The 13,339-nt window shown below is 69.5% G+C and carries 13 protein-coding genes; 11 read left to right on the top strand and 2 right to left on the bottom strand.

Translation table 11 applies throughout. The features are described from left to right. Window positions 1–68: 68 nt before the first annotated feature. From QN163_05725 to QN163_05700, 6 genes are all read left to right on the top strand, one after another. On the top strand, window positions 69–341 hold the full coding sequence (locus tag QN163_05725) for a MoaD/ThiS family protein (protein MDR5683508.1): 273 nt from the start codon (window positions 69–71) through the stop codon (window positions 339–341). After that, window positions 341–1,330 (top strand): TIGR00269 family protein, encoded by a 990-nt coding sequence (locus tag QN163_05720; GenBank protein ID MDR5683507.1) that lies wholly within the window; start codon window positions 341–343, stop codon window positions 1,328–1,330. Before QN163_05725 ends, QN163_05720 begins: the two co-directional genes overlap by 1 nt. Beyond that, window positions 1,330–2,109 carry a tRNA (adenine-N1)-methyltransferase gene (locus QN163_05715; GenBank protein ID MDR5683506.1) on the top strand — a complete coding sequence of 260 codons (780 nt, stop codon included), beginning with the start codon at window positions 1,330–1,332 and terminating at the stop codon, window positions 2,107–2,109. The genes QN163_05720 and QN163_05715 overlap by 1 nt, the downstream gene beginning before the upstream one ends. A 47-nt stretch (window positions 2,110–2,156) precedes the next feature. After that, window positions 2,157–3,629 (top strand): TldD/PmbA family protein, encoded by a 1,473-nt coding sequence (locus QN163_05710; protein MDR5683505.1) that lies wholly within the window; start codon window positions 2,157–2,159, stop codon window positions 3,627–3,629. A gap of 1 nt (window position 3,630) precedes the next feature. Beyond that, a complete protein-coding gene (locus tag QN163_05705) occupies window positions 3,631–4,980 on the top strand; it encodes a TldD/PmbA family protein (GenBank protein MDR5683504.1) in 1,350 nt (449 codons plus the stop codon). Between the two features lie 61 nt (window positions 4,981–5,041). Beyond that, a complete protein-coding gene (locus QN163_05700; GenBank protein MDR5683503.1) occupies window positions 5,042–5,749 on the top strand; it encodes an alanyl-tRNA editing protein in 708 nt (235 codons plus the stop codon). Here QN163_05700 and QN163_05695 read toward each other — a convergent pair whose 3' ends face one another. Both QN163_05695 and QN163_05690 read right to left on the bottom strand, forming a co-directional pair. Beyond that, a complete protein-coding gene (locus QN163_05695) occupies window positions 5,750–7,543 on the bottom strand; it encodes an SLC13 family permease (GenBank protein MDR5683502.1) in 1,794 nt (597 codons plus the stop codon). Between the two features lie 6 nt (window positions 7,544–7,549). Then, window positions 7,550–8,725 (bottom strand): thiolase family protein, encoded by a 1,176-nt coding sequence (locus QN163_05690; protein ID MDR5683501.1) that lies wholly within the window; start codon window positions 8,723–8,725, stop codon window positions 7,550–7,552. A gap of 122 nt (window positions 8,726–8,847) precedes the next feature. On the opposite strand from QN163_05690, the gene lysA reads away from it, so the two are divergent. From lysA to QN163_05665, 5 genes are read left to right on the top strand one after another with little or no spacing between them, the layout of a single operon-like run. Further along, entirely contained in the window at window positions 8,848–10,155 is a 1,308-nt protein-coding gene (lysA, locus tag QN163_05685; GenBank protein ID MDR5683500.1) for a diaminopimelate decarboxylase, read from the top strand. A gap of 7 nt (window positions 10,156–10,162) precedes the next feature. Continuing rightward, window positions 10,163–10,771: a site-2 protease family protein gene (locus QN163_05680; protein MDR5683499.1), complete on the top strand. Its 609-nt coding sequence runs from the start codon at window positions 10,163–10,165 to the stop codon at window positions 10,769–10,771. A gap of 48 nt (window positions 10,772–10,819) precedes the next feature. Then, on the top strand, window positions 10,820–11,584 hold the full coding sequence (locus tag QN163_05675; protein ID MDR5683498.1) for a segregation/condensation protein A: 765 nt from the start codon (window positions 10,820–10,822) through the stop codon (window positions 11,582–11,584). Beyond that, window positions 11,581–12,180 carry an SMC-Scp complex subunit ScpB gene (scpB, locus tag QN163_05670; GenBank protein MDR5683497.1) on the top strand — a complete coding sequence of 200 codons (600 nt, stop codon included), beginning with the start codon at window positions 11,581–11,583 and terminating at the stop codon, window positions 12,178–12,180. The genes QN163_05675 and scpB overlap by 4 nt, the downstream gene beginning before the upstream one ends. Beyond that, window positions 12,180–13,328: a D-alanyl-D-alanine carboxypeptidase family protein gene (locus QN163_05665; protein MDR5683496.1), complete on the top strand. Its 1,149-nt coding sequence runs from the start codon at window positions 12,180–12,182 to the stop codon at window positions 13,326–13,328. The genes scpB and QN163_05665 overlap by 1 nt, the downstream gene beginning before the upstream one ends. The last annotated feature ends 11 nt before the right edge of the window (window positions 13,329–13,339 follow it).

Here is a 13,339-nt window from a genome sequence, read left to right as displayed (position 1 = left end):
TTCACCCGTCGGCGGTGGTCGGGCGTGGCGGCTACCCGCACCGCGCCCGTCGCTGTTATCATGACCGCGTGAAGGTCCACATTGGCCACCAGCGCCGGTACGTCGCCCTACAGGGGCCGCGCTCGGTCCGGGAGATGTTGCGTGAACTCGACCTCAACCCGGAGACGGTGATCGTCATTCGCGGCGGCGAGTTGCTGACCGCAGACGCGGTGCTCAGCCCGGACGACGAGGTCGAGATCCGGCCGGTGGTGTCGGGTGGCGGGCGGGATCGGACCCCGGGCGGTGGGGGGATGACATCGCGGCCCCGCGTCCGGATGCCGACTCGCCGGCGGAGGGTTTGATGCGCTGCACCACCTGCAGGGCGACCGCTTCCGTCGAGGTGCGCCGACATCACGCGGCGTTCTGCGGCCCCCACTTTCTTGAGTGGTTCGAGAGTCAGGTCCGGCGCGCCATCGAGCGGGAACGCATGTTCACCCGGGCCGACCGTGTGCTGGTCGCGGTGTCGGGAGGCAAGGACAGCCTGGTTTTGTGGGACGTCCTGTTGCGGTTCGGCTACCAGGCGACCGGACTGCACCTGAATCTGGGCATCCACGAGTATTCGCGGGAGTCGGAAGAGAAGGCGGCGTCGTTTGCGGCGGTGCGCGGCGCAGAACTGATCGTCGTCGACATCCCCACCGAGTACGGCGTGGGCGTGGAGGGTCTGGCGGAGGCGACGGGCCGCGTGTCTTGCTCTGCGTGCGGGCTCAGCAAACGCTACCTGTTCAACAAGCTCGCCCTGGATCGGGGATTCGACGTCGTGGCCACCGCCCACAACCTCGATGACGAGGCTGCGGTTCTGCTGGGCAACCTGATCTCGGGCAACGTCGACGCGCTCGTGCGGCAGTCGCCGGTGCTGGAGAGCACGCACCCGGCGCTGGTCAAGAAGGTGAAGCCCCTGTACCGGATCGCCGAACGCGAGACCGCCGCCTACGCGGTGCTGCGCGGCATCGACTACATCCTCGAAGAGTGCCCCAACAGCGTCGGGGCGCGTTCGCTGCTCTTGAAGGAAGCGTTGAACCTCCTGGAGCATCAGGCACCCGGCACCAAGCAGAACCTCTACTGGAACTTCCTCGATCGGGTGCGGCCACTGCTTCGAGCCCAGCGGGAGCCCGCCGAGGTGCGCTCGTGTGTCCACTGCGGCCAGCCGACGACCGCCGAGGTGTGCGCCTTCTGCCGGATGACCGAGCGCGCGGCCCGGCGGATGCGTGTGCGCACGGCCGCAGGCCAAGACCGCGAAGACGCGGTGGACGTCTTTGCGGTCGGTCCCGCGCGGTCGGCCGCCGAGCGTTGATGCGCACGGGCCCCCTGCAGGCCGGCGACCTCGTCCTGCTCATCGACCGCCGCCGGCGTAGCTATCCGATCACGCTCCAAGCCGGCAAGGTCCAAGACCTGCGGGGCCGCCTGGCGCACGACGACCTGATCGGGCGCGACGAGGGGACGTTCGTGCGCACATCGGCGGGCGAGCGTTTCCTGGCCGTGCGGCCTACACTCGCAGACTACGTGCTGGAGATGCCCCGCGGGGCCACGATCGTCTATCCCAAGGACCTGGCGCAGATCCTGATGGCAGCCGACGTGTACCCCGGAGCGACCGTGGTGGAGGCGGGAACCGGATCCGGATCGCTGACGATGGCGTTGCTGCGGGCCGTGGGACCACAGGGGAAGGTCTTCACGTACGACGTGCGGGCTGACTTCCAACGCCGCGCTTTGCGCAACGTCGAGGCGTTCTTGGGGCCCCAGGATCGTCTGGTGGCGCGCATCCACGACGTCTACGAAGGGATCCCGGACGCGCCTGCGGAACGCATCATCCTGGATCTGCCCGAGCCCTGGCGGGTGGTGGAGCACGCCGCGGCGACCTTGCCGGCGGGCGGGATCTTCGCGTCGTACGTGCCGACCGTGCTCCAGGCGCATCGGACATCCGAGGCGTTGCGGGCCTCGGGTGCGTTCGCGCTGATCGAGACGACCGAGACGCTCGTCCGGCCCTGGAATCTCGAAGGCCAGAGCGTGCGGCCGGTCCACCGGATGGTCGCCCATACCGGGTTCGTCACGGTCGCCCGGCGTGTGGCCGGATGAAGGTCGCCGGTGGCCGCAGCGAGTGAGGCCACGAACGGGAGGATGCGATGGACGACTTGCTGGCAAGGGCTCTAAACATCGCGCAACTCAAGGGTGCGACGTATGCGGATGCTCGGCTGGTCGAGACCGCCGAGCAGACCATCGTCGTCCGCAACGGGGCCGTCCAGGGGATCAGCCAGACCGAGGACACCGGCTTCGGCGTCCGCGTGATCGCCGACGGTGCCTGGGGTTTTGCCTCCAGTTTCCGCCTCGAGCCAGACGAGGCCGAACGCGTCGCCGACCTCGCAGTGCAGATCGCGAGGGCTAGTGCGCTGACCAAGACCGAGGACGTCGACATCGGCCCTCCGGTCGTCCAACGCGGCACCTATCGTACGCCGTTCGAGGTCGATCCTTTCTCGGTTCCCGTCGAGCGCAAAGTCGACGTGTTGCTGCGTGCCGACGCGGGGATGCGTGGCGTGGCCGGCGTCCGGACGACCGAGGCGAGCATGGTGTTTGTCCGCCAGCGGAAAATCTTTGCCAGCACGGAGGGCAGCCTGATCGAGCAGGAGATCGTGGAGTCCGGGTGCGGGATCCAGGCGACGGCGGTCGGAGACGGCGAGGTCCAGCGGCGCTCCTATCCGAACTCGGTCGGACGCCACCAGCAGACGCGCGGGTGGGAGTTCGTGGAGGAGTGGGACCTGCCGGGCAACGCCGAGCGCATCGCCGAGGAGGCCGTAGCACTGCTGTTCGCCGATCCGTGTCCAGAGGGCGTGACCACGGTGATCCTGAGCGGGAACCAGGTGGCGCTGCAGATCCACGAGTCGTGCGGGCACGCCATCGAGCTCGACCGCGTGTTCGGGAACGAAGCGGCGTTTGCCGGCACGTCCTTTCTGACACCCGACAAGCTGGGGACGTTCCGCTACGGATCGGAGTTCGTCAACATCACCGCGGACGCCACGCTGCCGGGGGGTCTGGGGACCTTTGGCTGGGACGACGAGGGCGTGCCGGCCCAGCGGACCGACATCGTGAAGGAGGGTCGGTTCGTCGGCTACTTGACGGATCGGGAGAGCGCCCGCCGACTGGCCCGTACGGTGGGTCGCAGCGATCTGGCGACCGGCCGATCCAACGGGACGTCGCGGGCGTCGGGGTGGAACCGGATCCCGATGATCCGCATGACGAACGTCAACTTGCTTGCGGGGACGTGGCGGCTGGAGGACCTGATCGCGGATACGGACGAGGGGATCCTCATGGACACGAATCGGTCCTGGAGCATCGACGACCGGCGGCTGAACTTCCAGTTCGGTTGCGAGATCGCCTGGGAGATCAAGGGGGGAAGACGTACCCGAATGCTGCGCAACCCGATCTACACCGGGATGACGCCGCAGTTTTGGAGCTCGTGCGATGCGGTCTGCAACGCGGACCATTGGGTCCTGTGGGGCACGCCGAACTGCGGGAAGGGCGAGCCCATGCAAGTGGGCCACACAGGACATGGCGCGGCGCCTGCGCGGTTCCGCAACGTGCGGGTGTTCGGGAAGCGCTGACATGCTGGGCGAGGCGAAGATCCGAGAGCTGTTGTCGAGCGCGATCGCCCGTTCTCCGGCGGACGAGACCGAGGTCGTGCTCCTGTCGGGTGACCAGGCGCTCACGCGCTTTGCGAACAACACGATCCACCAGAACGTCGCGGAGACCGACGTGAGCATCGCCGTGCGCGTCGCGGTCGGCAGGCACCTGGGGTCTGCGATCACCAACCGGCCGATGGCCGACGCGCTGGGCCGGGCGATCGACCGGGCGACATCGGTGGCCCGCCTGGCGCCGGAGACGGCGGACTTTCCCGGTCTGCCGGAACCGCAGACGCCAAAGCCGGTCCGCGCCTTCGACGACGCCGTAGCGGGCGCGTCTGCCCGGTGGCGCGCGGAGCGAGTTCGCGAGGTGTTGCGCCTGGCCCAATCGAGCGGTGCGATGGCTGCCGGCGCGCTCTGCGCAGGGATTGCCGAGGTCGCGGTCGCGAACTCCCGCGGTGTGTTCTGCTACCACGCCGGAACGCGGGCGCGGTTCAACCTGGTGATCTCGAAGGACGGTGCGTCGGGGCACGCACAGCGTGCGGCGTGGCGCCTCGACGACCTCGACTTCGAGGGGCTGGCGCGCACCGCGGTACAGAGGGCGCTGCGCGCCCGCCAGCCACGACCGGTGGAGCCCGGGACCTACCCGGTCGTGCTGGAGCCGTACGCGGTGCAGGATATCGTCGGCCACCTGGCCTTCTCCGGGATGGGCGCGCTGGCGGTACAGGAAGGCCGCAGCTGGATGAACGGGCGGTTGGGCGATCGGGCGATGTCCGAGCGGATTACGATCATCGACGACGGCTGCGACACCGCCGGGCTGCCGATGCCGTTTGACCACGAGGGCGTGCCCAAGGAGCGGGTCACGATCGTGGACCGCGGTGTACCCGTCGGGCCCGTCTACGACACGACGACGGCGGCCAAAGAAGGCCGGCGGTCGACGGGACACGCCGTACCGCGCGCGTGGCCAGAGTTCGCCGCCTTCGGTCCGCTTCCGGTGCACCTGTTCGTGGCGGCCGGGGATGCCGCGATCGAGGAGATGGTCCAGCAGGTGTCGCGCGGACTGTATGTGACCCGGTTCTGGTACACGCGGCTGGTGCACCCCCGGGACTGTGTCGTCACCGGCATGACGCGCGACGGCGTCTTTTGGATCGAGGACGGGGAGATCGCCTACCCGGTACGCAACCTACGGTTCACCCAGGGCTATGTCCAGGCCCTGGCGGCGGTCAACCGGGTCGGCGCCGACACCTGGCTGCTGTCCGGGGGTTTCGGCAGCGTCCGCGTGCCTGCGCTGTCTGTGAGCGAGTTCACGTTCACCGGGGTGACAGAGTTCTGAAGGTCACGCCCGTGGGCCCTTCGATTGCCCCCCTCGTGACCTTGCGGCTGGGAGGCCGACGATGACCGACCGGCTGTATCTGCGCGGCGGCTACGTGTGGGAGTTCGACGCGGTCGTCGCAGCGACCGGCGACGCGGAGGTGGCGCTGGATCGGACCGCGTTCTTCCCCGGTGGTGGGGGCCAACCGGCGGATACCGGGTGGCTGCGTTGGGGGACGGCGGAGCGGACCGTAGTGGGTTCGCGCACGGACGGGCAGGTCGTCTGGCACCGCCTGGAGGGGTTGCCACCGGCAATTGGGGAGAGGGTGCGGGGCGCGCTGGACTGGGAGCGCCGGTACGCCATCATGCGGCACCACTCGGCGCTGCACGTGCTGGTCGGAGCGGTGTATCGTCTGTTCGGCGCGTTGGTGACCGGTGGCGCGATCCATCCGGACCGCGCACGCATGGACTTCTCGCTGGAAGACCTCAACCCCCAACGCGTTGCGGCCATCGAGGAGGAGGCGAACCGGGTGATCGCAGCCGATCTGCCCATCCGCGTGCGGTTCGTCTCACGGGAGGAGTTCGAGCGGTCGGATCTGCTGCGTCTGGCACGCAACCGGATCCCACAGGGCCTGGACCCGGTCCGCGTGGTGGAGATCGAGGGCTACGACGCGCAGGCCGACGGCGGAACGCACGTCGCGCGGACGGGGGAGATCGGCGCCCTGCGCGTGGTGCGGACCGACAACAAGGGTCGCGTCAACCGCCGGATCGAAATCGCGCTGGCTCCGTGACTACAGCGGCCATGCCAGGGGGATCACGAGCAGGCCGACGGCGTACAGCAGCACCGCCAGCGGGGCGCCCACGCGGAAGTAGTCGCGCAGGGTGTAACCGCCAGGGCCCATGACGAGCAGGTTTACCGGGTTGCTGACGGGGGTGAAGGTCGTGCCGGTGGCGGCGACGACCGCCATCATGAAGGCGGCCGGGCTTGCGCCCAGGCGGGATGCGGCTTCCAGCGCGACCGGCCCGAGCACCACGGTGGCCGCCACGCTGGGTACGACCTGGTTGAGGGCGATCGCGACCGCGTACAGCGCCGCGAAGGACCCAAACGGGCTGTGGATCAGCGCGAGCGCGGCCTCGCCGATGCGGGGGGCCGCTCCGGTGTCGGCCAGAGCCAGGCCCAGCGGCAGCATCCCGCCGATGAAGACCAAGCTCCGCCAGTCGACCGTGCGGTAGGCCTCTTCACCGGGCAGGCAACCCGACGCCAGGACGAACAGAGCGGCACCCAGCGTGGCGACCGCGACATCGGCAAAGCCGGTGGCGATCGCTACCGACATGCCCGCAACCGCCGCGAGCGCGGCCGGAATTCGATGGGTCCGAGGCGGTACGTGCAGGTGCTGTTCCAAAAGCAGGAAGTCGGGGTCGCCGGCCAGCACGCGCAGCTGCGACCGCAGACCCTGCACGAGCAGGGCGTCCCCGACTTCGAGGGGGATGTCGGCGATCCCGCTGCGCCGCGGCTGCCCCCTGCGCCAGATCGCGAGGACCGACACGCCGTAGCGCTTGCGGAAGTCCAGATCCCGCAGGGTCTTGCCAGCCAGCGCCGAACGCGGAGACACCACGACCTCGGCGAGGCCCACGTCGAACGACTCCAGCGTGACGTCGGTGGGTTCGTGGACGTCCAGCCCCAGTTCGCGGAGGCGGTCGACCAGCGCCGGGTCGCGGACGCCGCCCACGAGCAGACGATCCCCCCGCTGCAGCGTCTCGGAGGCCGACGGATTGAGGATGGTCCGGTCCCTGCGCAGGATGCCCAGGATCACCGCGCCGTGCAGCCGGCCCAGCTCGGTGGCGGCAACGGTGCGGCCGACGAGGGGCGAGGCGGCCTGGATGCGGCACTCGCGCAACCGCTCGTGCATGCGGTAGACGCCGACCAGGGACTGGTCGCGGGTACGCCGCATGCGCAAGAACGCTTCCGTGGGACGATCCGGCAGCAGTCGGCGCCCGACGATCAGGAAGAACAGGATTCCGACCGCGACGAAGGCGACGCCCAGGGGCAGGAATTCGAACAACCCGAACCCCCATCCGCGCCGGTCCGCGAGCATCGCGGACGCTATGAGGTTGCTCGGACCCGCCACCAGCGTCAGCACACCCCCCAGCCGCGCACTGAGCGCCAGCGGCAGGAGCAGGCGCGACGGAACGATGCCGCGCTCGACGCAGACGGCGACCGCGACCGGGAGCAGCACCGCCAGCGCCCCGAGGTTGTTCATGAAACCCGACAGGACGGCCACGGTGGTCATGAGCAGCGCCGCCAGCTGCAGGTCGGAGTGCGTGCTGAGGCCCATCAGGCGGCGGCCGAGCAACGCCGCGGCCCCGGTTCGCTCCAGCGCGGCACTGATGATGAAGATGGCGGCGACCGTGATGAGTACGGGGCTTCCGAATCCAGAGAAGGCGCGCTCCACCGCGAGCACGCCGCTCGCCGCGAGCGCCAGCGGAACGCACAGGGCCACGAAGTCCGCCCGCCAGCGTCCCCACGAGAGGAGCAACGCCGCGGCGGCGAGGATGATGAGCGTCGTGACCGCGGCCGGGGTCACGTCGGGTCAGACGCGTTCGACCGCGACCGCGACCGCCTCGCCCCCGCCCAGGCAGATCCCGGCGACCCCCCGTCGGACATCCCGCTCAGCCATCGCATACAACAGCGTCGTGAGGATGCGCGCCCCACTGGCCCCCAAGGGGTGTCCGAGGGCGACCGCGCCGCCGTGGACGTTCACTTTGTCCAGCGGCAGCCCGATCTTCCGGCACACGCCCAACACCACGGCGGCAAACGCTTCGTTGATCTCGTACAGGTCGACGTCGTCCTTCGACCAGCCCACGCGTCCCAACAGCCGCTCAATGGCGTACGCCGGCGCGATCGTGAACCACTCCGGCGCCGTCGCGGCGGTCGCGTAGCCCACGATGCGGGCCATTGGCGGGCGCCCTGCCCGTTCCGCGACGGCATCGGAAACCACGACGAGAGCCGCGGCACCGTCGCTGATGCTGCTGGCGTTGGCGGCCGTCACCGTCCCGTCGCGCTCGAACACGGGGCGCAGCGTGGGGATCTTCTCGAAGTTGACGCGGCGCGGTTCCTCGTCTTCGGTGACGACCGTGGGAGTCTTGCCGTCTGAGACGGGGACGGGTACCGTCTGCGAGGCGAAACAGCCGCGGTCGAGCGCTTCGATCGCCAGCCGGTACGAACGCACCGCGTACTCGTCCTGGTCCGCGCGGCTGATCCGGTATTCGGCCGCCAGCAGCTCGGCGCACGAGCCCATGTGGCAGTCCCGGTAGGCGTCCCACAGCCCGTCTCGGATCATCGAGTCCGTGATCTCGCCGTGTCCCAGGCGGTATCCGGCCCGCGCCTTGGGCAGCAGGTAGGGTGCGAGGCTCATGTTCTCCATGCCGCCCGCGACGTAGACCTCGCCGTCCCCGGCACGGATCCCCTGCGCGGCCAGCATGACCGCCTTCAACCCGGATCCGCACATCTTGTTGATCGTCAGCGCACCCACGGTGTCGGGCAGCCCCGCGCCGATCGCGGCCTGTCGCGCGGGCGCCTGACCGAGCCCGGCCGGCAATACGTTTCCCATGATCACCTCGTCGACCGACACCGAATCGATGCCGGCACGCTGTACGGCCTCGCGCACGACAATCGCGCCCAGGCGCGGTGCAGGGACTTCGCTCAAGCCGCCCATGAACCTCCCGATGGGGGTGCGGACGGCGCTCAGAATCAGGGCTTCGGCCATCATGGTCCTCCTGAAATCGGGGGTGCGGCGCGCCGCGTGCGCCGAATACCATTGTAACGCCGGTGAACAGGCCGGATCGGTTCTGGTATCCTGGCAGGGACCATCGACGGGAGGGATTCGGGTTGCACGATGAGTTCGGGCGCACTGGATCAGGAGGGTTGGAGATCGGCGGCTGCGCAGCCGTCGATCTGGCGCATCGGTTCGGCACCCCGCTGCACGTCCTCGACGGCGGCAGACTCCGCGCGAACCTCAAAGCGTACCGTGAAGCGTTCGCGCGCCACGTCCCCGACGGCCGTCCCGTGTTCGCGTCCAAGGCCCTTTGTGTGATCGCGACGTGCCGGCTGGCCCACGACGCCGGGTTCGGACTCGACGTGGCATCAGGGGGAGAGATCCACACGGCGCTGGTGGCGGGCGTCCCGGCTCGGGACCTCGTCTTCCACGGCAACAACAAGACGCCCGAGGAACTGCGGTACGCGCTCGAAGCCGGCGTCGGCCGCATCGTCGTCGACAACTTCGACGAGATCGACCTGCTCGAGGAACTCGCGGCCGACGGTGACGGCGCGGTGGACGTCTGGCTGCGGCTGACGCCGGGGATCGAGCCGCACACGCACAGGGCGATCGTGACCGGCGGCGTGGACACGAAGTTCGGATTCGGGATCGCCGATGGGACGGCCGACCGCGCGGTGCGCCGTGCCCTAAAGAGCCGGGGATTGCGGCTGCGCGGCTTCCACAGCCACATCGGCTCGCAGATTCTCGAACTCGAACCGTTCGTCTTGAACGCGCGCACGATGGTAAAGTACGCCGCGCGCGTACGCGACGAGTTCGGGTATGCGGCCGAAGAGCTCAACCTGGGGGGAGGTCTGGGCATCCGCTATCGACGCGAGGAAAGCCCACCTCCCATCGAGGCGTTCGTGCGATCGGTGGCCGATGCTGTCCGCCAGACCTGCGTGCGGATGGACCTGCCACCGCCGCGGCTGTTTTTGGAGCCGGGCCGATCGGTCGTCGGCCCCGCGGGCGTGACGCTCTACACCGTGGGCGCCGTCAAGCGCATTCCGGGCGTCCGGACGTATGTCTCCGTCGACGGCGGCATGTACGAGAACCCGCGCCCGGCTCTGTACGGCGCGCGGTACGAGGCCGCCCTCGCATCTTGCCCGGATGCCGACGCCACGCAGACCGTGGCGCTGGCGGGGCGGTGCTGCGAGTCCGGGGATGTGCTGATCTGGGAGGCGCAACTCCCCGAGGTGCGGCGTGGGGATGTGGTGGCGGTCTTTGCGACCGGCGCGTACACGTATTCGATGGCGAGCAACTACAACCGGTTCCCGCGGCCCGCGGTCGTGCTGGCGGAGGACGGACGCGCGCGGGTCGTCGTGAGGGCAGAGACGTACGCCGACTTGGTGCGGCTGGACGCCCCGATCGAGCGGGGCGCGTAGGGGCGTCGTGATCGGCCTCAGTCCGGAGACGCTTGCGTACACCGCGGTCGCCCTGATCGTGGCGGCCACGATCCACGAGTTCGCGCACGCCTACGCCGCGGTGCGGTTGGGCGATCCCACGCCCCAACAGCAGGGCAGGCTCACGTTGAATCCGCTGGCGCACCTGGATCCCATCGGGTCGCTGATGATCTTCTTGGTGGGCTTCGGGTGGGCACGGCCCGTGGAGATCCAGCCGGCCAACTTCTCCGACTGGAGGCGCGGCGTTCTGTTGGTCGCTGTCGCGGGCCCCCTCGCCAACGTCGCCGCCGTGGCCCTGCTCGGGCTGCCCGTCCGGCTGGGGAGCGTCCCGCCGGCGGAATGGGCCGTGGACCTGTGGTCGGCGATGATCCGCATCAACGCGGTGCTGGCGGTGTTCAACCTGCTGCCGATCCCGCCCCTGGACGGATCGAGGATCCTGGCGTCGCTGCTCCCGGGTCCGTATGCCGTCTGGTACGCGCGCCTGCAGCCGATCGGGATCGTGGTCCTGGTCGTGCTGCTGTTCACAGGGTCTTTGGGACGCATCCTGACGCCCCCGGTCCTGTGGCTGATCCGCTGGGGGACGGGCCTGCCGCTGTGAGGCAGGGCACGTGTTGCGCAGGGCGAACTGTCGCTTGAGGTGAAGCGAGTGGGCGGGCGAGCGGCTTACGTGGTGCACTTACCGAGCTTCGCGGGGCCGATCGAAGACCTCGTGCAGCGCGCGCACCAAGGTGAGGTGGATCTCCGCGAGGTGTCCGTCGGCGACATCGTGCGTGGCTACCTGGAGGCGATCCGGGACGGGATCGACCTCGACGAGGCGACGGAGTTCCTGCGGCACGCGGCGCAGCTGGTCGAGATGAAGAGCAAGCTGTTGCTGCCGCCCAAGCCGGAATCCGAACCGGTACCCCAACCCGAGGAAGAGGGTGACCTGGCTGCCAGCCTCGAAGCTCAGATGGAGGAATACCGGACATTCAAGGAGGCTGCGGCGGCGCTCGCCGAGCTCGAGGCGGTCCAACGCGCTATCTTCACGCGTCCTGCGGCCGATGTGCGGCCGGGCGATCTGCCCCTAGTCGGCGTGACCGTCTTTGACCTGTTCGCTGCCTTCCGGCGCGTGCTCGAACGGTCCCGGGACGTCGTGACCGAGATCCCTGCCGAAGGGGTAACAGTTGCCGAGTGCATGCGACGCATCCTGCGCGCGCTCGCGTCGGCAGCCGACGGGCTTGCGTTCGACGGTCTGTTCGGGCAGGGCACGCCGAGGATCGTCGTGATCGTGACGTTCCTCGCCCTGCTGGAACTCATCCGGCGGCGCCGCGTAGGTGTCCGTCAGGACGGCCCCCTCGCCCCGATCCTCCTGTATCCAGTGGGTTCGCCCGACGATGGGCGGGAGGGGCGCCACAAAGAGGACGGGAGATGAGCGCCGACTGGGACGCGCGGTCCGTGCATGAACGCGACGCTCCGAACGAGCGGACGCTGCTGGCGGCGTTGGAATGCCTGCTGTTGGTCGGCGGCGGGCCGGTCTCTCTGGAGCGGCTGGCGGAGACGATCGAGCGAACGCCGGAGCAGACGGCCGACCTCCTCGCAAGGCTCCGGCGGGACTACGAAGGGCGTGGTCTGATGATCCAGGCGGTCGCAGGCGGCTATCAACTCTGCACGCGACCGGAGTATGCGGACTTCGTCGGACGCCTCGTCGCGGCGCAGGCGGAGCCGCTGACGCGGGCGACGCTCGAGACGCTTGCCATCGTGGCGTATAAGCAGCCGGTCACCCGGGCGGAGATCGAGGCGGTGCGGGGCGCGCGCTCGGACCACCACCTGCGCAAGCTCGCCGATCGCAACCTGATCCGTGAGGTTGGCCGACGGCCGGGGCCCCGATCGCCCATCCTGTACGGAACCACCGAACTGTTCTTGCGCCACTTCGGGCTGCGGGCATTGAGCGACCTGCCACCCGTGGGCAGCGAGCAACACCTGAAGGAGATGCTCGGCGATCCGTCGGAAGCGATGCGCTCCGGGTGATGGGCGGACGAGAGGTGACCGCGTGGGGGGTGCGCGCGTTCGCCGCCGGCGCGTGGGCGCTCGTGAGCTGCATGGTCTCGGCGACCGCGCGCCCATCCGAGGCTGCGCCCGCTCCGAGGATCGAGGCGGCCGCCTACCTGTTGATGGAGGAAGCGACCGGACAGGTGCTGGCGGCGCACAACCCGCACCTGGCGCTTCCTCCGGCCAGCACCACGAAGATCATGACCGCGATCTTAGTCCTGGAGTCGCTTGCGCCCGACGCCGAGGTCGTCGTGGGCGTCCGCGCAAGCGTGGAGCGCTCAGGGGCGACGATCGGGCTGGAGGTTGGGGAGCGACGCCGGGTCGCAGAGCTGCTGCACGCAATGCTGATGAAGTCCGCCAACGACGCGGCGGTGGCGCTGGCGGAAGCTGTGGCCGGATCGGTGGAGGCGTTCGTCGCGCGGATGAACCTGCGCGCCCGCCAGCTGGGTGCGCGCGCCACGCACTTCGTCAATCCGCACGGGCTGCACGATCCCGCGCACCGTAGCTCGGCGTACGACCTGGCGCTGTTCGCACGGGAGGCGATGCGTCACGAGCTTTTCGTCCGCATCGTGCGGTCCGAGGTGTACGAGTACGTGGGATCCGCCGGGGCCCAGCGCATCGTCAACAGCAACCGCCTCCTCCGGCAGTACGCGGGCGCGGACGGCGTCAAGACGGGGTGGGTGGGGCCCTCGGGCCCGTGCCTGGTCGGCTCGGCCTCGCGGGAAGGCAGGCGCCTCATCGCCGTCGTGCTCAACGCGCCGCACATGTACCGCGACACCGCGCGGCTCCTCGACCACGGGTTCGGGGGCTTCGCGTTGCGGCGGCTCGCCTCGCGGGGCCAGGTCTTCGGCGAGCACCGCGTGGACCGGTTCGGCTCAGTTGTCCGCGGGGCGGCGGCGTCCGACGTCGTTCGGTCCATCCATCGCGACGCGCAAGTGCGCACGCACGTCGTCTTCCGCGCGGACCTGCGCGCGCCGATCGACGCGGGGCAAACCGTGGGGTACGTGGAGTTCCTGGCCGACGGCAGGCGGATCGGATCGGTCGACCTCGTTGCCGCGGAAACCCTCGGCAGGCCTTCGGTGTTCGTCATGATGTGGCGGTGGCTGCTGGGGTTGTTGGGGCGGTAGGGAGACGCGGC

Source organism: Armatimonadota bacterium, assembly GCA_031432545.1.
Taxonomy (GTDB): Bacteria; Sysuimicrobiota; Sysuimicrobiia; order Sysuimicrobiales; family Sysuimicrobiaceae; genus Caldifonticola; species Caldifonticola tengchongensis.
The sequence above is the reverse complement of the archived record's forward strand: the minus strand, read 5'-3'. Positions and strand labels throughout refer to the sequence as shown.